Raw genomic sequence first — 22,860 nt, 5'->3', positions numbered from 1 at the left:
CAAGAGGATGCGCGATGAGTGGTCTGTTGGCCCTGTTGGATGATGTGGCAGGCATTGCAAAGGTTGCAGCGTCATCAGTGGACGATGTCGTAGCAGCGGCTGGCAAGGCCGGGGCCAAGACTGCCGGTGTAATAATCGACGACGCGGCAGTAACTCCTAAATACGTGCAGGGTTTCGCGCCGGCACGAGAATTACCCATCATCTGGCGCATCGCTCGCGGATCGGTTTTCAACAAGATTGTCTTGCTGTTGCCCGTGGCACTGCTGTTGGCGAACTTTGCGCCATGGCTGATTACGCCTTTGCTGATGATAGGTGGCTCGTATCTGTGCTTTGAGGGCGCCGAGAAGATTTTTCATGTCTTGTTCCCGCATGGCAGTCACGTCATCGAAGAAGACATGAAAAACCGCGACCCAGGGCATTTGGAAGAGCAGAAGGTCAAGGGGGCAATCAAGACCGATTTCATTCTGTCCGCCGAGATCATGACCATTGCATTGGCGGCTATCGAAGCGCCCAACATCTGGATGCAGGCTGCGACGCTTGCGGTGGTTGGGTTGGGTGTGACTCTGGCGGTTTACGGCTCAGTTGCGCTGATCGTTAAGATGGATGATGTCGGGTTGTATCTGGCTAAGAACGCGCCGACGCCTGTGGGCCGAGGTCTTGGTCGGGGCTTGGTCAAAGCCATGCCCGGCGTGATGAAGACACTATCAATCGTTGGAACTGCCGCCATGCTCTGGGTCGGAGGATCGATTATCATCCACGGGATGGAGGTTCTGGGCTTTGGCTGGTTGGGCCATCATATTCATGACTGGGCTTATGCGGTAGGACATGCAGTGCCTGCCCAATGGGAAAAAGCCGCCGAATGGATCGCAAAAGCGACAATGGATGGGGTGTTTGGCTTGGCTTGGGGGTTTGTACTGATACCGTTGGCGACCAAAGTGATTGCGCCGATGATCGGGAAGTTTTCAAATAAGCCTGGAGTTCACTGAATCGAAGGCGTGAGGTGATGGATCTTAGTCATTTACCAGCCTTTCGACCGGTTCAAGTCCGCACCCGGTTTAAGTTGAGGGGGCTCGCTGCCAAACGTAAAGCAGCGGCATTGGCTGCCATGAACCTTGGTGCGGAACAAATGCCGTTTGAACCGAACGCACTGTATCGGGTTCTGCATATTCGGATCGACACGGCGGACAAAGCTGCCGAACGTGCCAAGTGGGCAGGCGGGCGAATGTTCAACCTGCTTACTGGTCAATCTGCGCAATTCATTCCGCTTTATGGAACGCATGTGCGGCAAGTTTTGTCTTGGGCAGGGCAAATCGTACCCGGAGGGATCGTGCCAGCGAAACGGTACGAACTGCGATTGGACTTTGCGAAATTGGCATATGAGGCGTTAAGGGCGAAATTGAGCCAGCCAAAATAGGAAAGGGCGGCCTAGAAAGCCGCCCTTTGTATCTACAACTGTTGAGCCGAGTGCTTACAGCCCCAGCAGTTCTTTTACCTTCGCGACGGTCGCTTCTGCGGTAATGCCAAAGTGTTTGTACAACTCACCTGCCGGGGCTGATGCACCAAAGCTCGACATGCCAATAAACCCAGCTTTGGCTTCGCGGCCACGTTCACCCAGCAACCAGCGGTCCCATCCGCCAGCGCGTACGGCGGCCTCGATGCCAACGCGGACGGCACCGGCAGGTAGGACGCGCTTACGGTAGGCTTCATTCTGTTCGGCAAACAGCTCCATGCAAGGCATTGATACGACGCGGGTGCCAATGCCCTCGGCCTCCAGCATCGCTTTGGCTTCCATGGCCAGCGAGACCTCGGATCCGGTAGCGATCAGTATGGCCTGACGCTTGGCTTCTGCGTCGGCGAGCACATATGCGCCTTGTGAGGTCAGGTTTTTACCTTTGTGCTCGGTCCGCACTGTTGGCACGCCCTGACGGGTCAGCGACAGGACCGAGGGGCTGTCTTTGAAGGTGAGTGCCAGTTCCCAAGCTTCGGCAGTCTCAACAGTGTCAGCGGGGCGGAAGACATAGGTGTTTGGCGTTGCGCGCGAAATCGCCAGATGTTCCACCGGCTGGTGGGTCGGGCCGTCTTCGCCCAGACCAATCGAGTCATGTGTCATCACAAAGACCGTAGGCACCTTCATCAAGGCAGCCAAACGCATGGAAGGGCGGGCATAGTCAGTGAAAGCCATGAAGGTGCCGCCATAGGGGCGGATGCCCCCGTGCAGAGCCATACCGTTCATCGCAGCGGCCATGCCGTGTTCACGGATACCATAGTGGATGTAGCGGCCTTTGCGGTTTTCCGGTAGGAACACGCCCATATCCGCCGATTTGGTGTTGTTTGAACCGGTCAGGTCAGCCGAACCACCAATGGTTTCTGGCATGATCGGGTTCACCACGTTCAGAACCTTTTCGGACGAGGCTCGGGTTGCCAGTTTCGGCTGATCCTCGGACATCTGCTTTTTGAACGAACGAATGGCACCAGCCAGTTTCTTCGGTGCTTCAAACGCATAGGCACGGTTGAATTCCGCCTGCTTACGGTCGGAGATTTGCGCGAAACGCTCCTCCCATGCCGTGCGCTCGGCAGCACCACGTGTACCAATAGCTTCCCATGCAGCTTTGACTTCTGTGGGGATGACAAACGCGTCATGCGGCCAGCCATAGCCGTCTTTGGCCGCCTTCAACTGATCCTGATCGGTCAGTGCGCCGTGGCCTTTCGAAGTGTCCTGAGCCGCGTGGCCAAGTGCGATGTGGCTCTCGCAGGCGATCATTGTCGGCTTGTTCGACTTTTTCGCCCGCACGATGGCATCGTCGATGGCCTTGGGGTCATGACCGTCAATCTCAAGCACATGCCAGCCCGAAGCCGCAAAACGGCGCACCTGATCGGTGCGGTCGGCGATATCAACGGTGCCGTCGATGGTGATGTTGTTGTTGTCCCAGAAGACGATCAGCTTGCTCAGTTCGTGTCGGCCAGCCAGGGTGATCGCCTCTTGGCTAACGCCTTCCATCAGGCAGCCGTCGCCCGCAATCACATAAGTGTAGTGATCAACGATCTTCTTGCCGTAATGCGCACGCTGGATTTCCTCGGCCATGGCAAAGCCCACAGCGTTCGAGATGCCCTGACCCAGAGGGCCAGTGGTGGTTTCGACACCGTCTATCAGGAAATTCTCGGGGTGGCCGGCTGTTTTGGCGCCCAACTGGCGGAAGTTTTTGATTTCTTCCAGCGTAACGTCGCCATGACCAGTCAGGTAAAGCAGCGAATAGACCAGCATCGAACCGTGACCCGCCGACAGGATGAACCGGTCACGATCCGGCCAATTCGGGGCAGAGGCGTCAAATTTCAGGTGCTTTTCGAACAATACAGTCGCAACATCGGCCATGCCCATTGGCATACCGGAATGGCCGGAATTGGCGGCGGCGACGGCGTCGAGGGTCAGGGTGCGGATGGCCGCAGCCTTGTCCCAGTGTTCGGGGTTGGCATTGCGCAGCGCAGTCAGGTCCACGGGCGTTATTCCTTTGGGTTACGGGCAGATTTAGCGCTGAATACCATCCGTCTGACAAAGTGCAAGCAGAACCGGGTTCTGCGCCGATCTGGCGCTTCAAGAGCGGTGTGCAAGTGATTGAAACCAAACAGTGGGTATTTTCTGTTACATTCCGTTAGACTAGTGCAGAGAGCCGCCGCTTTTGATTCGGACAGGCGTATAGCAGAACGAACCTTGATAAAGAGGTGACAGGGGCATGAGTCAGATCGAAGAATTACAACGCCGTATCATTACTGCGATGGAGCGGATCGGCACCGGAGTCGAGGCACTGCAGGACGCTGGGCCCGCGGTCGATAATGGTGCTGCATTACGATCAGAACTTGAAGAAGAGCGCTTGGCCAATGCGCAGTTGGAAGAGCGGCTGAAATCGCTCATAGAAAGGCACGCTCTTGAGATTGATGCCCTCCGGGAGCAGGCGGGATCAGGAGAAGAAGTTGCTGCACTGCGTGATCAATTGGCCGAGGCGACCGCAAAGCTTGCAACGGTCGAGGCCGCGCGCGCAGAGTTAGCCGAGGCCAAGGCCGCTCTGGATAACAGCGACGAAGTAAATTCACTGAAAGCCGAAATCGAAACCCTGCGATCCATGGAAAATGCCGCAGAAGAAGCCGATTCGTTGCGGGCCGAGGTCGAGCAATTGACCCCCATCGCAGATCGCGCCGAAGAGATGGAGGCAGAGCTGTCCCGTCTGCGCGCTGAATTGGTCGATAGCGAGCGGCTGACCGAATTGAACGCCGAGCTTGAAATGCTGCGTGCCGAGCGTGCCAGCCATGGCGCGGCGATGTCGCGACTGGATGACGATTTGCAACGGTTGCGCAAGGCAAACGAACAGTTGCGTGGAACAGTGGATGAGTTGCGCGCCGCTGCAGAAGATGGTGTGACCGATGCAGACATGCTGAATCGCGCAACTGCTGCAGAGTTGGAAGCAACGCGTGCCGCAAGAGCCTCGGACGCGGCCGAAGCACATGCGGTTCTGGCCCGGCTCGAACCATTGTTGACCCACGCCAATCTGGCTGAAGGAGAGGTTGAATAATGCCCGAGGTGACCATTCATATCGGCGGACGAGGATTTGATGTCTCGTGCCAGGACGGTGAAGAGCCCTTTCTGCAGGCCGCGGCCAAGCTTTTGGATGATGAAGCACAGGTATTGTCGGACCAGATCGGACGCATGCCTGAATCTCGCATGTTGTTGATGGCCGGACTAATGTTGGCCGACAAAGCGGCAGCGCACGAAGATCGCCTGAAGCTGGCCGAGGCAAAGCTTGTGGAAGCCGAAGCCGAGTTGAATCGCCTGCGTAGTCAACCTCTGCCCGAGCCCGAGCGAATTGAAGTTGCAGTGGTGCCACCTTCGGTAACAGACACATTGGCGGAGATGGCCGCGCGTGCAGAAGCGCTGGCTGCGGTGATCGAGGAAAGGAAAGCCTGATGGGCTTTGTTCGAACGGCTGCAGGGGCCGCGGTATTGTCTTTGTACGCTACGGCAGGTTTGGCCGAGATCGACATACTGTCTGTGACATTTAACTGCGAGAACAACACGCAGGTGCCAGTGTCCTATTTCAACGCCGCAGATGGATCAGGTGCTGCCGCGATGCTGATTGAGGACCAGTTAATTGCGCTGAAACAGGTTCAAAGCGGATCAGGTATTCGCTACGAATCTGTAGACGGGGCAGGGACATACACCCTTCGATCCAAAGGCTGGGAAGCTACGATCAGCCATCAGGCCCAAGGCAGCACAGCCCCCGAACGTGTCTTGTTCAAGGACTGCTCTAGCCGGTGAATTAGGCGTTTGCTTCACGGATTTTGTCGGCTGCATCTTTGTCGTAGCCGACATTGTTTTCTTCAAACAAAGTATCCAGCTCTCCCGAAAGGGTCATCTCGGTGATGATGTCGCAGCCGCCGACAAACTCGCCTTTGACAAAAAGCTGGGGCACAGTTGGCCAGTCCGAATAATCCTTGATGCCCTGACGGACAGAGTCGTCCGCCAAAACATTCACGTCGGTATATTCGACACCCATGTAGTTCAATACACCAGCGACGCGCGACGAGAACCCGCACTGCGGCATCTCTTTGGTACCTTTCATATATAGCACCACGTCATTGGCTTTGACGGTTTCGTCGATCTGGGATTTCACGTCGTTCATTTGGTGTTTCCTTTGCTCTTCGGCATTATTGCTTTGGCGTAGTCTTGAGGATTCTTCGGAATATGGGTCTGCGCCGAGCTAATTGCACCGTCATGTGAAATGTAGGAGGAATGCAGGAGGTGTTCTCCCTGTCCAGGTGGCGATCCTCGTCTTGTATTGCGTCCCGTCTTTGAATGGTTCCAAGCTATGAGCGCGATCAACACAACAAAGACGGTGACTGCAATTGAGATTACAATCGCGTGCTCCATATTACTCCGGTACTTTCGTGGTCAGCGCCAGCGCGTGCAACTCTCCATCCGGGCCATCCATCTTGCCTTTCAACGCGGCATAAACAGCACGCTGTTGCTGAACGCGGTTCTTACCGCGAAAGCTCTCATCCACGACCATGGCGGACATATGCACGCCATCGCTGCCACCAACCTGGATTTCCGCATCTGGAAAGCTCTCGCGTAGCAGAGTTTCAATTTCGTGGGCGCTCATCGGCATGTAGGTTTACTCCTGAAGGTCATTCCCAAGATGTAGAGCGATGAGACGGGGCGTGCAAGATGGGGCCGGTTCCGTTCAACAACAATTCCTGTGCGCCGACACGCGCAAGAAATCTGTTTGATCGCACCAGAACAAAGATTGATCAGGCAACGGCTTCGGCAAAGCTGCTGCGGAACGTATCCGCCAACTCGGCAAGCGAGACTTCGGAGCTGCCGATTTTAACACTATCCCCAGTGAAACGTCCAACTGACGCTAGGGGAACACCCGCCTGACCAGCTGCGATCATCAATGCTTCGGCCTGATCAAAGTTACAGGCGACCAGATAGCGCGCCTGATCTTCTCCGAACAGGAACTCGGTCGAGGCATCGTCGAGGCAAACGCCGACACCAGCAGCCTCGGCTAGTTCAAAAGCGGCTAGGGCAAGGCCACCGTCACCCAGATCGGTGCAGGCTTTGATCATTTCACGATTGGCGCGAATGAACTCTCCGTTGCGCTGTTCAGCGTCCAGATCGACATGTGGGGCGTCCCCGTCTTCTCGGTTGAAGACTTCGGCCAGAAGGGCCGACTGGCCCAGATGGCCTTGGGTTTCGCCGATAACCAGAGCGACATGGCCTTCACGAACCTCGTTGCCGATGATTTCATCGGCAGTTTGCAGCAGGCCTACGGCCCCAATCGTGGGAGTTGGCAGGATCGCTTGCCCATCAGTCTCGTTATATAGCGACACGTTGCCGGAAACGATGGGCATGTCCAAGGCTCCGACTGCGGCTCCGATACCTTGGATTGCACCTACAAACTGGCCCATGATCTCAGGCTTTTCGGGATTGCCGAAATTCAAATTGTCAGTGGTGGCCAGCGGCTTGGCGCCCACGGCAGTCAGGTTGCGGTAGGCTTCGGCTACGGCCTGTTTGCCGCCCTCAACAGGGTTTGCGCGGACATAGCGCGGGGTCACGTCGCTGGTGAACGCCAGCACCTTGTCAGTTCCGTGCACACGCACCATTCCAGCCCCCAGACCAGGCGTGCGGGAGCTGTCGGCCATGACCATGGTGTCATACTGTTCGTACACCCATTGCTTGCCTGCGTAGTTCGGCGAAGAGAGCAGGGCGCGAAGGCCATCAACTGGGTCGATCTGGGGCACATCTGTCAGCTCTTCCGCGTTGGGCGTTGGTTCCCATGGGCGGTCGTACTCGGGTGCCGTTGAAGACAGTTTGGAAAGGACGAGGTCTGCTTTGACTTCGCCGTTGTGCATGATCAGGAACCGGTCTTCGGCGATCGTTTCACCAACAATGGCGAAATCCAGATCCCATTTCTCGAAAACCGCACGGGCTTCGGCTTCAAGCTCAGGTTTGAGGACCATCAGCATTCGCTCCTGAGACTCAGACAACATCATTTCATACGCGGTCATGTTTTCTTCGCGCTGAGGGACGTTCTCCAGATCAAGGCGAACGCCGAGACCACCCTTGTCTCCCATCTCAACGGCCGAACAGGTCAGCCCCGCTGCGCCCATATCCTGAATGGAGATCACGGCACCGGTCTGCATCAGTTCCAGCGTGGCTTCCATCAAGCGTTTCTCGGTGAAGGGGTCGCCGACCTGAACAGTCGGGCGCTTTTCTTCGATGGTGTCGTCGAATTCCGCCGAAGCCATGGTCGCACCGCCCACGCCATCGCGTCCGGTTTTAGCGCCTAGATAAACAACAGGCATACCGACACCCGAGGCCGCCGAATAGAAAATCTTGTCACTGTCGGCCAGACCTGCAGCAAAGGCGTTAACGAGGCAGTTGCCGTTATAGGCTGGATGGAACCGAACTTCGCCACCAACGCAAGGCACACCGAAGCAGTTACCGTAGCCGCCGATGCCTTCAACCACGCCATTTACAAGCTGACGGGTTTTGTGGTGGCCGGGTTCACCAAAGGACAGCGCATTCATTGAGGCGATGGGGCGCGCGCCCATGGTAAAGACATCCCGCAAAATACCACCAACGCCGGTCGCGGCACCCTGATAGGGCTCAATGTAGGAGGGGTGGTTGTGGCTTTCCATTTTGAACACCACGGCCTGGCCGTCACCAATATCAACCACGCCAGCGTTCTCACCAGGGCCGCAGATAACTTGTGGGCCGGAGGTGGGCAGTGTGCGTAGCCATTTCTTCGAGGACTTATATGAACAATGCTCGTTCCACATAGCCGAGAAAATGCCAAGTTCGGTGAATGTTGGCTCGCGCCCGATGATCTCGAGGATCATGTCGTATTCCTCGGGCTTGAGCCCGTGTGCAGCAATCAGATCCGGGGTGATGGCGGGCTCTTGCATCTTCTGTCCTGTGTCCATAGTGGCCGAGATTGCGGGCCTTTTAGGGCAAGGGCGCTTCCGTGGGAAGGGTCAAGTCACCGCAGGGCCATTTAGAAAAGAAAATGCGGAACCGACAATGCCGCCGATTCCGCACATCTGGAGGTTGGCTTATAGATTGGCGCTGTAAAATCCCAGCGCCAATCCTACCGATTTAGGCCGGGTTCTGACCTTTGTTGACGGCATCAGCTGCAGCTGCACCGGCGGCTGCTTTTTGTTCTTCAGTCATATTCTCGCTGCCAGGTATCGCAACGCGCACCTCGCGGCGGGCGAAGTCGATGCCATTGGCGTTGAACTCTGCTTTCACGCGATTGAAGATTTCCTTCCGCAGCGTGAACTGCTTGCCCGGCTTGGCCATGAACTTGCCTCGGATGATCATACCGACATCATCAAAGTCGAACACACCCTGAGATTTGAACGGCTGCAGGAACCCATCTTTATGAGTCTCGTCCTGCATCATCTCGGCACCGATCTTCTTGAAGATCTTTTTGACCTTATTGGGATCGGTATCGAAAGGCACTGTGAACTTGAGCTTCATGATGACCCAGTCGCGGCTGAAATTGGTCAACTTCTGAATCTCGCCATATGGGATCGTGTGAACGGGCCCGCGATGGTGGCGCAATTGCATGGAGCGGATCGAGATCTTTTCGACCGTTCCCATCGTACCGCCGACATCGACATATTCGCCGACACGGAAGGCGTCATCGATCAAGAAGAAAATACCACCTACGATATCGGCCACCAGTTTTTGCGCGCCAAAGCCAATAGCCAGACCCAGAACACCAGCACCGGCCAGTAGCGGTGTAATGTTGATCCCAAGCGCACTCAACGCCAGCAGGCCAAAGATGACGCAGATTGTGACCTGTGCGGTGATCCGCAGCAAAGGCAGAACCGTTGCCAGGCGCGAACCACCAGCTCCGCCACCTTCGCCGCCAGCTTCTTCATCCAGCTCTTCCGCGGCAGTTTGTTCTTTCGCCAGACGACGATTGATCCAGAGTGAGACAATCTCGTTCAAGATATAGCCGACCGCGATGATCAGCAGGAACTGTATGACCGCGCCACCGACTTCTGCTCCGATGCCAGCTGATGCGACATGGCGAAGGTCAAGTTGCCAGGCACGCGAAATCATCAGGACCACGAACAGCCCCGCAATAACCCGCCCAATCCGGATATAACTGCGCTTGGCCGAGCGATAGGCGCGTTCCGCCAAAGGTCCTTCACCCGATAGCGGTGGCTGCAGATGGCGCACCAATCCACGTATCAACGTGTCTAGCGCTGGTGCGATCAACAGCCAGAACATAGTGGTGAAATGCGCCCCGGTTCCAAGCACGCGCAAGATTGCCGGATTACGCTGTGCCACGAGGAATTCAACGAGCAACCAGATCACCACCGACACGCCAATGGCGAAGTAGGGGTAATAATGCGCGACTTCCTCATCAAACTTGGTGCGATCCGGGTCTGTGCCCAGCATCATCTGCGACAGTCCTTCACGAGCAGTCCAGGCGATTACACCGATATAGATGTGGATTGCCGCATTCAGCCAAAAGCCGATGCGCGTCTCGTTTGGAGTAATTCCGTTGAGTCCATTGAAGCGGACAACAAATAGCGTGAAACCGATCAGGATCAGAAGGCCAATCAGATTTCTGTGCAGGTATTTAGCCCAGTGGTCATCAATATTCACCAAGCGGTATTGAGGTTTTTGCGGCGCGAGTACAAATCGCGACACAGCTGCCCCAAGACGCGGGACCCAAATCAAGAAGAATACGAATGGTGCGGCAAACGTGATTTGATCGGGGGTCAGTAATGCGCGACCAAGCGCCCGGATAACCACGTAGAACACGATGAGACCGGCAATTTCGCGGCAAAACCGGCGGAATAGGTACTGCACGGCTCCCCTAAGGTCAGCTTCATCTCCGACTTCGGATGCCTTTGACCAGCGACGGGTTAATATGCTGAACAGCTTTTCTGCTACATATCCGACCAGTAGGACCGATAGCACTAGCCCGATCAAGGTAAGGACCCCGGTTTCGTTGAATTTATCCGCAAAATTGCTGAACGCTTTTATTTGCGCACTGACGATATTGGGAACTGTCGTTAGTACTTGCGTCCAGGAGGTAACCATTTCCGCCCAGATCTCGTTCAGTTCAGTCAGCGGATCTTCGTGACCTTCCTTCTCTGCGGCATGTTTTTCGGCAACTGCATCAAGGCGTTCAAGCAAGATCGCCCGTACCTGGTCATCAGACATACGCGCAACCAGATCATCGACTTGCTCAGGCGTTAGATCCTGGGGGATCGTAACCGAAGAAGTTGTGCTTGTGTCTTGTGCGTGCAGCGGCACCGCCAGAAACAAGACTGAAATCATCGCCAACAATAGGCGCAATGAATGGAACATGAATTAGCCCTCGAACACGATTTTAAGTGTTTTTTCGGGATCATAGGCTCGTGTATTCAATTTTCCCAGTGCTTTCCTGAGAATTGCCGAACGTAAGGCCAAAAAAAAGGCCGAGCACTAAGCTCGGCCGTAGTCCAACAGGGAGGTATGAAGATGATGAGCGTTACAGCATCATCGCCTTCAATTGCTCATTTAGGGATCAGTTTGTTAACGATCAAGGTTTAATAGGAGATAAGATCGTCATGCCCGCTATGACCTGAGTGCATGGCTAGAGTTTCCCCATCTGCCTCAGATGTTTGCGGTGGGCGATGATTTCGTCCTGCACGAAATCACGAAAGGCCGCGATCCGCTTGGAATGGCGAAGCTCTTCGGGATAAGCGAGGTAAACTGGTACATCAGCAGTTTCGATGTCTGACAGGATCGGAACCAGATCGGGAAAGTCCTCAGTTACGTAGTCGGGTAGGACACCAATTCCAAGATCGTGGAGTACACCTTGCAGAACGCCAAAATAGTTGTTCACGGTTAATAACGATCCAGGATTATAGGTCATTAGGTGCTTTACCATCGAAGCGCCGGCCCCGACCTGAGGCGCGGATGGTGTCTGGCAGATCAATCTGTGCTTGGTGATTTCTTCGAGAGACTCAGGTTTGCCGCCGTGGCTGTCCAGATAGGTTTTGGTGGCATAGAGCATCATTTGCACTGTCATCAGGCGCTTGCGCACCAAATCCGCCTGACTGGGCTCTTTCATGCGGATGGCGACGTCGGCTTCGCGCATCGGCAGGTCAAGAACGCGTTCTTCCAACATCAGATCAATATTGAGATCGGGATATCTTTCGTAAAGCTTGGGCAGTCGAGGCGCGAGCCAGAGCGTGCCGAAACCAAACGTGGTGGTAACACGCAAAACACCGAACACCTCGTCCTCGCTGTCCCGAATTCTTGCAGCCGCAGTGTCCAGACGTTTGGACATTGCCGAAGTCGCGTCGAACAGCAATTCGCCTTGTTCAGTTAGAATCAGGCCACGCGCATGGCGGTGGAATAAGGTCGCATCCAGTGATTCTTCGAGAGCGCGAATTTGACGGCTCACAGCAGATTGAGACAAATTGAGCTTGTCCCCTGCATGTGTGAGGCTGCCTGCATCCGCAACCGCGTGAAATATTCTGAGCTTGTCCCAATCCATCGTCGCAACTTTCGTTATCTTTCGGCAGCCCTATATGAAACACGTAACAAATTCCACATTCAAACCGGGAAATCGTTACGGCAAAGGAGAAAATTACTATACAGGTCAGCAATTGTGACCTAAAATACCTAAAGATACAGCACACTAATCCGACGAGGGGAGACGTCAGATGAGTCAGCCGAAGATCACGTTAAATGATCGGTTTGATCTATCCAAAAGCCCGGTTCTTTTAAACGGAACGCAGGCGTTGGTGCGTCTGATGTTAATGCAGAAAGAACGTGACCGCGCGACGGGGTTTAATACCGCAGGTCTGGTTACGGGATATCGAGGTTCACCCCTCGGGGCTGTCGATTTGCAGATGTCGCGCGCTGAAAAGCAATTGGCCGAAAGCGATGTGACGTTTCAATACGGTCTGAATGAAGATCTTGCCGCCACCGCATTGTGGGGCAGTCAGCAAGCCGGGTTACGTGGCGACGGCAAGTTCGATGGTGTATTTGGCCTTTGGTATGGCAAAGGCCCTGGGGTCGACCGGTCCGGAGATGTGATGCGTCATGCCAACATGGCCGGTACCGCGCAACATGGCGGCGTCCTGATGGCCATGGGCGACGATCATACTGGCGAAAGCTCGACCGTTCTGCATCAGTCTGAATGGTCTTTGGTCGATATGTATATGCCAGTCGTCAGCCCGGCCGGAGTTCAGGAAATCCTGGATTACGGCGTCTTCGGATTTGCGCTAAGCCGATTTGCTGGGGTTTGGGTCGGGTTGAAAACGATGAAGGACACGATCGAGGTCACTTCGGTCGTGGATGGCAGCCCCGATCGGATGCAGATAACTATCCCTCAGTTCGATATGCCCGAAGGAGGACTGAACATTCGGCTGGGAGACACGCCGCATCTACAGGAAGCGCGGGTCATTGACTATAAACGTTTTGCGGCTGAGACGTTCTCTCATGCGAACAAACTGGACAAACGGGTCTGGGGAAAACCCGGTGCCAAGATCGGATTTGTTGCCGCGGGCAAGAACTGGCTTGATCTGATGCACTCAATGTCACTACTGAACATTGATGCAGACGAGGCTGAGCGACTTGGCATTACAACCTACAAGATCGGCCAGACCTTCCCTCTGGATATGAGGGGTTTCCACGATTGGGCGGAAGGTCTCGACCTGATTGTGATCGTCGAGGAAAAGCGCAAGCTGATTGAGGTTCAGGTCAAAGAGGCGATCTTCGACGATCGGCGTGGTCGTCGCGTTTACGGCTGGTACAAAGGTGGAGCAGGGACTCTGCACCGCGAAGAGCTGTTCCCGACCCGAGGGGCGCTTGATCCAATCATGATTGCTGAAAAACTTGGGCAGATTCTGGTTGAGGAAGGCCATGATACTGATGGCGTTCGCGCAGGTCTTGCAAAACTGGACGAGGCGCGCCGCGCTGATAATGCTCAGGAAATCGCAGCAAGATTGCCCTATTTTTGTTCAGGATGCCCGCATAATAGCTCGACCAAGTTGCCGGAAGGCAGCCGTGCCTATGCCGGGATTGGCTGTCATTACATGGTGCAATGGATGGATCGCGAAACTACCGGATTCACCCAGATGGGCGGTGAAGGGACGAACTGGATTGGCGAGGCTCCGTTCTCGACCACCAAACACGTGTTTCAGAATCTTGGCGACGGAACCTATAATCACTCGGGCGTTCAAGCGATCCGGGCCGCGTTGGCGGCTGGCACCAATATAACCTTCAAAATTCTATACAACGATGCCGTTGCCATGACTGGTGGGCAAGAGAACGAAGGTGGTCTGAGTGCTGAGCGTATCGTTGCTGAGGTCAGCGCGATGGGTGTCAGCAACGTTGCCATCGTCTATGACGAAAAAGAAGATGTGAACTTCGGGGCGCTACCCTCGGGCGTCGAGACCTTTGAGCGTGCCAAACTGATGCAGGTTCAGGAAAAGTTCCGCGAAATCGAGGGCGTATCAGTCATTGTTTATGTCCAGACCTGCGCTGCCGAAAAGCGCAGGCGGCGCAAGCGGGGCACGTTCCCGGACCCGGACAAGCGCGTGTTCATCAATACCGATATCTGTGAAGGTTGCGGGGACTGCGGCGTCCAGTCGAACTGTGTCTCAATTGTCCCGAAAGAGACCGAGCTCGGGCGCAAACGTGCAATTGATCAGTCGAGCTGCAACAAGGACTTCTCATGCTTGAATGGGTTCTGCCCTTCCTTCGTGACGGTAGAAGGCGCGAAAATCCGCAAAGAAGCCACCACTGAGCTTGATTTACCTGACCTGCCGGAACCTGAGTTGCCGCAGATCGATGGAACCCATAATGTCGTAATCACGGGTGTTGGCGGCACAGGCGTCGTCACGATAGGTGCGGTACTGGCACAGGCTGCACAGATCGACGGTAAAGGGGCAGGCATGATGGAGATGGCGGGCCTCGCACAAAAGGGCGGTGCCGTTCATATCCACTGCCGGCTTGCAAACCAGCCAGAAGACATCAGCGCGATCCGTGTCGCCACTGGTGAAGCGCACGCGCTGATCGGCGGTGATCTGGTGGTCTCGGCAGGGGCAAAAACGCTGGGTCTAACGCAGACTGGTCGTACCGGGGCAGTCGTGAACAGCCATGAGATCATTACCGGTGATTTCACTCGAGATACCGAGTTTACTATTCCAAGTGATCAGCTGCAGCTTGCCCTGCAAGCACGGCTAAAGGATAGGGTCGCACTGTTCGATGCAACCGATCTGGCCCGCGCGGTGATGGGGGATTCGATCTATTCCAACATGATGGTCTTTGGCGCCACATGGCAGCGTGGCCTGCTACCGATCAGTCATCAGGCGATCATGGAAGCGATTGAACTGAACGGTGCGGCGGTCGAACGCAACAAACGCGCGTTCGAAGTTGGCCGCTGGGCTGTGACCCATCACGAAGAGGTCAACAAAATCCTAAGGCCGAACGTGGCCGATTTACCTAAATCGTTGGATCAGATGATCGATTTCCGCGCGGCACATCTGATCGACTATCAGAGCAAGCGATTGGCCAAACGCTATCGTAATTTGGTCGAAAGCGTCGATGATCAGAAGGTCCGTGAAGCGATCGCCAAAGGCTACCATAAGCTCTTGTCCTATAAGGATGAATATGAGGTCGCACGGTTGCTGCTCGACAGTCGCCAGAAGGCAGAGGCCGAGTTTGACGGCGACTTCAAAATGACCTTCCATCTTGCACCGCCGACTTTGGGCACAAAGGGCGATAATGGACGTCCGGCCAAGAAAGCCTTTGGCGAGTGGTTTCTTGGCCCTCTGAAAGTGCTTGCAAAACTGAAAGTTCTGCGTGGCACTCCACTGGATTTGTTCGGTTACACGGCGGAGCGCAAAATGGAGCGTGCTTTGATCCGTCAGTATGAAAAGGATTTGAAAGAGGTTCTGCCCAAGCTGACACCCGAGACTAGCGATGCAATTACGGCGCTTGCCGCTCTGCCTTTGGAGATTCGTGGATTTGGTCCGGTTCTGGTCGCGAATGAGGCCAAGGCCGCGAAACGGCGCGAAGAATTGCTGGCTGTTATCCGCGATGGCGGGCCTCAAATGCAAGCTGCGGCAGAGTGAGGCTTTACAATCCTGTCATAAAATCTAGGCAAATTGGTTACCTCGTCATATTTAGTCGGTAGCAAACCGGAGTAGCCAATGCCGCCGCATCATCACGTCGCTCGTGACATATCCTACGCTCATTCCGCAGAAACGCGGGGTGGGCGTATGGTGATCAAGTTGATGGAAAACACGACGGGCCGCTTGCGTCTTATCCGTCGCGCAGATGGCTACCATCAGGAAGTCGCACAGGGACGTGATTTCTGGTCGGTGATGATGGAACGCTATGGGCTGACATTGGATGTGGTTGGTGGCGCGTTATCGAACATTCCCAAAGATGGCCCCCTGATTTTGATTGCGAACCATCCATACGGCATTCTGGACGGGCTGATGATGGGTCATATCCTGTCTCAGACGCGCGGAGATTTTCGTATTCTTGCCAACCATGTCTTCCGCAAAGCTGAAGATTTGGATCGGATCGTCCTGCCAATCTCTTTTGATGCCACCAAAGAGGCGATGCGATTGAACCTTGAGACCCGCAAGACTGCTCTAAGCTATTTAAGCGACGGCGGGGCAATCGGGATATTTCCAGGTGGCACCGTCAGCACGGCTGCGAAGCCATTTGCGCATCCGATGGACCCAGGGTGGCGCGGATTTACCGCTCGGATGGTGGCCAAATCTGATGCGACTGTTGTGCCGGTGTTTTTTGATGGACACACCTCGCGATTGTTCCAGATTGCAAGCCATCTGCACAACACGTTGCGCATGGGTCTTCTAATCAAAGAATTCAAAAAACGTGTTGATACTCCAGTGCGCGTGGTTGTTGGAGACCCCATCGGGCGCGACATTCTGGACCCATTGGGCAAGGATACGCGCAAGATGATGGATTTCCTGCGCAAAGCGACGTATGAGCTGTCTCCAGAGCCATTAAAGTCTTATGACTACGGCTATGAATTTGAGGAACGGCATCGCGCCTAAAGGGGCAAATGGCAGTAGGTATCTTTGATTCCGGGTTGGGCGGTCTAACCGTCTTGAACGCCGCGCAGAAACATCTGCCGGACGTGGATTTCCTATATTTTGCGGACAGCGCGCATGCGCCTTACGGCGTTCGCGATGCTGAAGACATCTACGACCTGACCCGCACTGCCGTTCATGATCTTTGGGATCGCGGCTGCAATCTGGTGATTCTGGCCTGCAACACAGCCAGTGCTGCCGCTCTGCGCCGGATGCAGGAGGCGGGTGTGCCAGATGGAAAGCGGGTACTGGGCGTGTTCGTTCCATTGATCGAAGCGCTGACCGAGCGGCAATGGGGTGACAATTCACCTCCGCGCGAGGTCGAAGTGCAACATGTCGCGCTGTTTGCGACGCCCGCGACTGTGTCTAGCAGGGCGTTCCAGCGGGAATTGGCATTCCGGGCGATTGGCGTTGATGTTGAGGCGCAGGCTTGTGGCGGTGTGGTCGACGCCATTGAGGATGGCGATATGATCTTGGCCGAAGCCTTGGTGCGCAGTCATGTTGACGCTCTAAAACGCAAGATGCCGGAACCGCAAGCGGCTATTCTGGGTTGCACCCATTACCCCTTGATGGCGGAAACGTTTCAGAATGCATTAGGCTCTAATGTGAAGGTTTATAGCCAAGGAGACTTGGTGGCTGAAAGCCTTGCAGACTACCTGAAACGTCACCCAAACATGCTCGGCGAAGGTGCAGGTGGGTTCTTAACCACCGGCAAGCCCAGCACAGTGTCGGATCGCGCAACGCAATTCCTCCGACGACAAATCACCTTTGAAGCCGCCTGATTTTGGTCAAGGACGGCGCTTTTCTGATTTTGTAATTCGTTGACCGTCGCATCGGCGGTCACCCCATGTGACACATGAATGAAAGAGGTCTGACATGACCCATAAAATCGCAATTCTCGGTGCTTCCGGCTATACCGGCGCGGAACTGGTACGGCTGATCGCCGGGCATCCGAATATGGAAATCAAGGCATTGGCCGCCGAGCGGAAGGCCGGGCAGACCATGGCGCAGGTCTTTCCGCATTTGCGCCATATGGATTTGCCGGTGCTTTGCAAAATTTCCGAGATCGACTTTTCCCAGATCGACCTTTGCTTTTGCGCACTGCCGCATAAGACCAGCCAGGAAGTCATCCGTGATCTACCCAACACATTGAAAATCGTTGACCTTTCGGCTGATTTCCGGCTTCGGGACGGAGACGAATATCAGAAATGGTACGGCAACCCGCACGCCGCGTTGGGACATCAGGAAGAAGCCGTTTATGGCCTAACTGAATTCTATCGTGATGATATCCGTTCTGCGCGGCTCGTCGCAGGTACTGGTTGTAACGCAGCGACCGGGCAATATGTGCTGCGGCCATTGATATCAGCGGGCGTGATTGATCTGGATGACATCATTCTAGACTTGAAATGCGCAGTTTCAGGCGCAGGTCGGGCACTGAAAGAAAACCTTCTGCACGCAGAGCTCAGCGAAGGAGCAAATGCCTATGCAGTAGGTGGGACACACCGGCATCTGGGTGAGTTCGATCAGGAGTTTTCTGAACTTGCCGGTCGGACCGTTCATATTCAATTCACGCCACATCTGATCCCGGCCAATCGGGGCATTCTGGCGACCTCTTACGTAAAGGGCGATCCACAGAGCGTCTATGAGACTTTGCAATCGGCCTATGAGGATGAGCCGTTCATCGAGATGCTGCCCTTTGGCGAAACCCCTTCGACTCACCATGTGCGGGGGTCGAACTTTTGCCATATCGGTGTCGTCGCCGATCGGATAGAACGGCGCGCGATCGTTGTGGCAGCTTTGGATAACCTGACAAAAGGTAGCAGCGGGCAAGCCTTGCAGAACGCCAACCTGATGTTAGGTGAGGATGAAACCCAAGGGCTGATGATGGCCCCTCTGTTCCCGTGAGGACGGTATGAAAACGCTCAAGAAACGTCGTCGAATACAGATCATTGTGCTAGCCGCGGTGGCCCTTGCCTTATCGACGGCGTTGATTGGGGTGGCCATGAAAGATGGCATCAACTTCTTCCGTTCACCCAGTCAAGTGATCGCCGAGCCGCCTAAGCCGTCCGAAGTGTTCCGCATCGGTGGGCTTGTCGAAGAGGGCTCGATCATACGTGGGCAGGGTGAAACTGTGTATTTCGTCGTCACCGATGGCGGTGAAAGCGTCAAAGTCGCTTTCACGGGTGTCCTGCCTGATCTGTTTTCAGAAAATCAAGGTATGGTCGGTACAGGTAGCTATGTGAACGGTGTCTTCGAAGCCACTGAAATCCTTGCGAAACACGATGAAACCTATATGCCGAAAGAGGTTGTGGACGCATTGAAAGAGCAAGGTGTTTACAAAGAAGCCGGCGACAGCTGATTAGTTCCAAAGCATTGAAATCTTGAGGGCGTTGCGTGCAAGAAACACGCAGCGCCCTTTGTTCTATCGTCGGATTAACTTATTTGCCGGACCGTTAGCCTGACCACACTAAAGGGGGCGGGCATGCGGACGGTTCGACAGATCGCAGATGAAATCGTGGCGCGGGAAGGTGGCTTTGTCGACGATCCCGACGATCCCGGTGGGGCAACAAAATTTGGTGTGACGATCCACACCATGCAGCGTTTGGGTCTTGATCTGGATCGCGACGGTGCTGTGACACATCGGGATGTGAAAGTTCTGACCAGGGCGCAGGCCATAGACATCTTTGTCGACCACTATTTTGAAAGGCCTCGCCTTGGGTTGCTGCCCCAGGCTGTACAGGCCTCGGTGTTTGATATGTACGTCAATGCGGGTTCGCAGGCAGTCAGAATATTGCAAAGCCTGCTGTGCCAAATGGGGTTTGAGGTCGCGGTTGATGGCGTGATCGGCCCCCAAACCGCACGTGCAACAGATGCTGCTGCCAAACCAAAACCTCAGGCCCTAACAGATGCCTATGGCGTCGCACGGCGTAACTATTATTTCCGGTTAGCAGATCGGAGGGTTTCACTACGTAAATATGCCCGAACTCGGGCCGGGGGCAAAGGCGGTTGGATCACGCGCGCTGAAGAGTTTTTGTCTCCTCAGTATCACCTGACGGATGCAGACTTTCAGAGGAGGATTTCAGGATGGGTTTGATTTCTGGCCTTTTAGCCCTGTTGTTCGGTGGAGGCCGCAATGTGGTTCGTGAAACTACCGAGATATTTCGAGAAAATGCTGAAAGCGCGGCGCAGCGGACCACAGCGTTACGCAGTGCGGCGATGGTGCAGTTCGGGGCCGAGTTCCAAGTTCCCAGAAAAGGGGGGTTTGATCGATTCATGGACGGGCTGAATCGTCTGCCGCGCCCGGCTTTGGCGTTGGGCACCTTGTGCCTGTTTCTTGCCGCTATGATCGACCCGCTCTGGTTTGCGGCGCGCATGCAAGGCATTGCACTGGTGCCGGAACCGCTGTGGTGGCTGTTGGGTGTGATCGTGTCATTCTACTTTGGCGCGAGGCATCAGATCAAAGCGCAGGATTTTCAGCGCGAGATCAATCAAACGGTGCTGCAAGCGCCAGAAGTATTGGCCAACCTTGCGACAATCCGTGAATTTCGCGAGGACAGCCCCAGCATCGCGGATACCCGGTCGGACGCGGCCTTGACCGAAGCAGTAATACAGGCCGATTTCAACCCTGCACTAGAAGATTGGCGACGGCTGCGCGCAGCCTGAGGCGCGACACTATGTGCGGCGATACTTGACGAATGTTAATGGCACATGCCGACCTGCCGCAGTATAAGCGCGTCATGATTACAGAGCTCGGCCATTTCGCACTGATCCTAGCCTTCCTGGTCGCCATTGTTCAGACTGTGGTGCCTCAGGTCGGGGCTGCCAAACGTTGGAACGGATGGATCGTTTTCGCTGAACCTGCGGCCATTGCGCAGTTTTTGCTGACCGCTTTTTCGTTTGGAGCATTGGTCTGGGCCTTCGTGGCGTCCGACTTTTCGTTGCGGATTGTGGTTGAAAACAGCCATTCCGCCAAGCCGATGCTGTACAAGATCAGTGGGACTTGGGGAAACCACGAGGGCTCGATGCTGCTATGGGTCCTTATCGTCACAATTTTCGGGGCGATGGCTGCGATCTTTGGCGGCGGATTGCCCCCGACGCTCAAAGCAAGAGTTCTGTCGGTGCAGTCAGCCATCGCTGTTGCGTTTTTCGCATTCATTTTGTTCACGTCTAATCCGTTCGATCGCTTGCCAATTCCACCTTTCGACGGTCGGGACCTGAACCCACTGTTGCAGGACCCGGGCCTGGCGTTTCACCCACCGTTTCTTTATCTGGGTTATGTTGGCCTGAGCATGGCCTTCAGCTTTGCTGTCGCGGCCCTGATCGAAGGCCGCGTGGACGCGGCATGGGGCCGTTGGGTGCGACCTTGGACGCTTGCAGCGTGGATTTTCCTGACCATTGGTATCGCACTGGGGTCTTGGTGGGCCTACTACGAATTGGGTTGGGGTGGTTTCTGGTTCTGGGATCCGGTCGAAAATGCCAGCTTTATGCCCTGGCTGCTGGCCGCAGCGCTGCTGCATTCGGCCATCGTTGTCGAAAAGCGCGAGGCGCTAAAAAGCTGGACTATTTTGCTGGCGATCATCGCCTTCGGGTTCTCGCTGATCGGGACTTTTATCGTGCGCTCGGGGCTTTTGACCTCGGTCCATGCCTTCGCAAATGATCCCGAACGGGGGGTATTCATCCTGTTCATTCTGGTGATTTTCATCGGCGGCGCACTGACCCTGTTTGCTGCCCGTGCGCAGGCGATGGAAGCAAAGGGAGTGTTCGGGATGGTCAGCCGGGAAAGCGCGCTGATTCTGAACAATATTCTGCTGGCAGTCAGTTGTTTCGTCGTGTTCTTTGGTACGCTGTGGCCCATGGTGGCTGAGATGGCATTTGACCGGAAACTCTCGGTCGGAGCGCCATTTTTTAATGCGGCCTTCACACCATTCATGATTGCCCTGGGGATCGTGCTGCCTGTTGGCGCTATGCTGCCCTGGAAGCGGGGCAGGTTGGGTCGCGCGGCGTGGTCTCTGCGCTATGCATTCATTCTTGCAGTAGCGTTGGCGATACTGGTCTGGGTGATACAGACAGGGCGCAGCGCTTTAGGGCCTGTTGGTCTGTTCCTAGGCGCTTGGATTACGTTCGGTGCTCTTGTCGATCTTTGGAGCCGAACAGGCCGCAAAGGCAGCCTTGCACGCCTGTTCCGCCTTCCGGGTGCTGATTGGGGTAAAGCCGTCGCCCATACTGGCTTGGGTGTCACAATGTTTGCCATCGCGGGACTGACAGCTTGGGAAGTCGAAGATATTCGAGTCGCCCAACCCGGTCAGCCATTCGAAGTTGGGCAGTTCACTTTGACATTGCAGGATGTGCGCCGGGTCCAGGGACCGAACTATTTCTCGACCATGGCGGATGTGATGGTGGAACAGGATGGGCGTTTTGTCACGACGCTTAACCCTGAAAAGCGTGACTACCCCGTGGCGCGCATGCCGACGACAGAAGCCGCGATTGACTATCGTTTCTTGCGTGATCTTTATGTTGTGATCGGTGATCAACAGGCGGATGGCGGCTGGGTGATGCGAACCTACATCAAACCTCTCGCCAACTGGATTTGGGGCGGATGTATCTTGATGGCTCTGGGAGGTGCGCTCAGCCTTTCGGACCGCCGTTTCCGGGTCGCAGCTGGTGCGCGTAAGACGCCTGCAGGTGGGGTGCCGGCCGAATGAAACGTTTACTTTTGATAGTGCTGCTGATCGCGTCACCGGTTTTGGCTGTTCAGCCGGACGAGGTTCTGGATGACCCGGCGCTTGAAGCGCGGGCGAGGGATATCAGCACGGGCTTGCGCTGTCTGGTCTGTCGGAACGAAAGCATTGATGAAAGTAATGCCGAGCTTGCGCGTGATTTGCGCATTCTTCTGCGGGAACGTCTTGTTGCGGGCGATACGGACCAAGAGGCAGTCGAATTTATCGTTGATCGCTATGGCGAATACGTTCTTCTGAAACCAACCACGACCGGAGCCAATCTGATGCTTTGGTTGGCGGGCCCGATCATGTTGCTGATCGCGGCGGGCATGGGCTGGAGCTTTTTGCGGAAGCGTTCGCGGCATCAACAAGCGGCGCATTCTGATGCGCTGACCGATGAAGAACAGGAACGCTTGCGCCAAATCTTGGAAGACTGACGCGCGGTTCTGCTTTTCCTTTTTCCACATTTGCGTCAGGGTTTTGCGAAACACTGCGCAGGT

Annotated in this window: 20 protein-coding genes; 14 read left to right on the top strand and 6 right to left on the bottom strand. The window is 55.2% G+C overall.

Annotation, left to right across the window (positions count from 1 at the left end; translation table 11 throughout):
* Positions 1-14: 14 nt before the first annotated feature.
* Complete coding sequence (locus AC2FI7_RS04710) at positions 15-986, top strand: DUF808 domain-containing protein (protein WP_010439850.1); 972 nt, start codon at positions 15-17, stop codon at positions 984-986.
* 17 nt (positions 987-1,003) lie between these two features.
* Positions 1,004-1,414: a hypothetical protein gene (locus AC2FI7_RS04705; RefSeq protein ID WP_010439852.1), complete on the top strand. Its 411-nt coding sequence runs from the start codon at positions 1,004-1,006 to the stop codon at positions 1,412-1,414.
* 54 nt (positions 1,415-1,468) lie between these two features.
* On the opposite strand, the gene tkt is transcribed toward AC2FI7_RS04705, so the two are convergent.
* Positions 1,469-3,493 (bottom strand): transketolase, encoded by a 2,025-nt coding sequence (gene tkt / locus AC2FI7_RS04700; RefSeq protein WP_010439855.1) that lies wholly within the window; start codon positions 3,491-3,493, stop codon positions 1,469-1,471.
* Positions 3,494-3,728: 235 nt separating this feature from the next.
* On the opposite strand from tkt, the gene AC2FI7_RS04695 reads away from it, so the two are divergent.
* From AC2FI7_RS04695 to AC2FI7_RS04685, 3 genes are read left to right on the top strand one after another with little or no spacing between them, the layout of a single operon-like run.
* On the top strand, positions 3,729-4,562 hold the full coding sequence (locus AC2FI7_RS04695; RefSeq protein ID WP_010439857.1) for a hypothetical protein: 834 nt from the start codon (positions 3,729-3,731) through the stop codon (positions 4,560-4,562).
* The gene (locus AC2FI7_RS04690; RefSeq protein ID WP_010439859.1) at positions 4,562-4,954 is read left to right on the top strand and encodes a cell division protein ZapA; all 393 of its coding nucleotides are present in this window, start codon (positions 4,562-4,564) and stop codon (positions 4,952-4,954) included. The genes AC2FI7_RS04695 and AC2FI7_RS04690 overlap by 1 nt, the downstream gene beginning before the upstream one ends.
* Positions 4,954-5,304, top strand: a complete 351-nt coding sequence (locus AC2FI7_RS04685; protein ID WP_010439860.1) for an MliC family protein — start codon at positions 4,954-4,956, stop codon at positions 5,302-5,304. The genes AC2FI7_RS04690 and AC2FI7_RS04685 overlap by 1 nt, the downstream gene beginning before the upstream one ends.
* Before the next feature lies 1 nt (position 5,305).
* Here AC2FI7_RS04685 and grxD read toward each other — a convergent pair whose 3' ends face one another.
* The 5 genes from grxD to AC2FI7_RS04660 form a co-directional block, all read right to left on the bottom strand.
* The gene (gene grxD, locus AC2FI7_RS04680; protein WP_010439861.1) at positions 5,306-5,668 is read right to left on the bottom strand and encodes a Grx4 family monothiol glutaredoxin; all 363 of its coding nucleotides are present in this window, start codon (positions 5,666-5,668) and stop codon (positions 5,306-5,308) included.
* Between the two features lie 249 nt (positions 5,669-5,917).
* Positions 5,918-6,154 carry a BolA family protein gene (locus AC2FI7_RS04675; protein WP_010439863.1) on the bottom strand — a complete coding sequence of 79 codons (237 nt, stop codon included), beginning with the start codon at positions 6,152-6,154 and terminating at the stop codon, positions 5,918-5,920.
* Positions 6,155-6,296: 142 nt separating this feature from the next.
* Entirely contained in the window at positions 6,297-8,456 is a 2,160-nt protein-coding gene (gene purL / locus AC2FI7_RS04670) for a phosphoribosylformylglycinamidine synthase subunit PurL (RefSeq protein WP_496815390.1), read from the bottom strand.
* A 190-nt stretch (positions 8,457-8,646) separates the two neighbouring features.
* Positions 8,647-10,884, bottom strand: coding sequence for a mechanosensitive ion channel family protein (locus AC2FI7_RS04665; protein WP_496815389.1), 2,238 nt, complete (start codon positions 10,882-10,884; stop codon positions 8,647-8,649).
* A gap of 268 nt (positions 10,885-11,152) precedes the next feature.
* Complete coding sequence (locus AC2FI7_RS04660) at positions 11,153-12,061, bottom strand: LysR family transcriptional regulator (RefSeq protein WP_010439870.1); 909 nt, start codon at positions 12,059-12,061, stop codon at positions 11,153-11,155.
* 169 nt (positions 12,062-12,230) lie between these two features.
* Here AC2FI7_RS04660 and AC2FI7_RS04655 point away from each other — a divergent pair, with 169 nt between their 5' ends.
* The 9 genes from AC2FI7_RS04655 to AC2FI7_RS04615 all read left to right on the top strand — a co-directional run bounded on the left by AC2FI7_RS04655 (position 12,231) and on the right by AC2FI7_RS04615 (position 22,797).
* Positions 12,231-15,650: an indolepyruvate ferredoxin oxidoreductase family protein gene (locus tag AC2FI7_RS04655; protein WP_496815387.1), complete on the top strand. Its 3,420-nt coding sequence runs from the start codon at positions 12,231-12,233 to the stop codon at positions 15,648-15,650.
* 78 nt (positions 15,651-15,728) lie between these two features.
* Positions 15,729-16,607 (top strand): lysophospholipid acyltransferase family protein, encoded by an 879-nt coding sequence (locus tag AC2FI7_RS04650; protein ID WP_010439875.1) that lies wholly within the window; start codon positions 15,729-15,731, stop codon positions 16,605-16,607.
* Between the two features lie 8 nt (positions 16,608-16,615).
* Complete coding sequence (locus AC2FI7_RS04645) at positions 16,616-17,425, top strand: glutamate racemase (protein ID WP_010439877.1); 810 nt, start codon at positions 16,616-16,618, stop codon at positions 17,423-17,425.
* Between the two features lie 94 nt (positions 17,426-17,519).
* Positions 17,520-18,548 (top strand): N-acetyl-gamma-glutamyl-phosphate reductase, encoded by a 1,029-nt coding sequence (gene argC, locus AC2FI7_RS04640; RefSeq protein WP_010439881.1) that lies wholly within the window; start codon positions 17,520-17,522, stop codon positions 18,546-18,548.
* Between the two features lie 7 nt (positions 18,549-18,555).
* Complete coding sequence (gene ccmE, locus AC2FI7_RS04635; protein WP_010439882.1) at positions 18,556-19,002, top strand: cytochrome c maturation protein CcmE; 447 nt, start codon at positions 18,556-18,558, stop codon at positions 19,000-19,002.
* A gap of 123 nt (positions 19,003-19,125) precedes the next feature.
* A complete protein-coding gene (locus AC2FI7_RS04630; protein WP_010439885.1) occupies positions 19,126-19,737 on the top strand; it encodes a holin-associated N-acetylmuramidase in 612 nt (203 codons plus the stop codon).
* Entirely contained in the window at positions 19,728-20,306 is a 579-nt protein-coding gene (locus tag AC2FI7_RS04625) for a holin family protein (RefSeq protein ID WP_496815383.1), read from the top strand. The genes AC2FI7_RS04630 and AC2FI7_RS04625 overlap by 10 nt, the downstream gene beginning before the upstream one ends.
* 74 nt (positions 20,307-20,380) lie before the next feature.
* Positions 20,381-22,345 (top strand): heme lyase CcmF/NrfE family subunit, encoded by a 1,965-nt coding sequence (locus AC2FI7_RS04620; protein WP_029621790.1) that lies wholly within the window; start codon positions 20,381-20,383, stop codon positions 22,343-22,345.
* A complete protein-coding gene (locus tag AC2FI7_RS04615; RefSeq protein WP_010439901.1) occupies positions 22,342-22,797 on the top strand; it encodes a cytochrome c-type biogenesis protein in 456 nt (151 codons plus the stop codon). Before AC2FI7_RS04620 ends, AC2FI7_RS04615 begins: the two co-directional genes overlap by 4 nt.
* Positions 22,798-22,860 lie beyond the last annotated feature (63 nt).

Source organism: Ruegeria sp. YTSA064 (genome assembly GCF_059610325.1).
The sequence above is the reverse complement of the archived record's forward strand: the minus strand, read 5'-3'. Positions and strand labels throughout refer to the sequence as shown.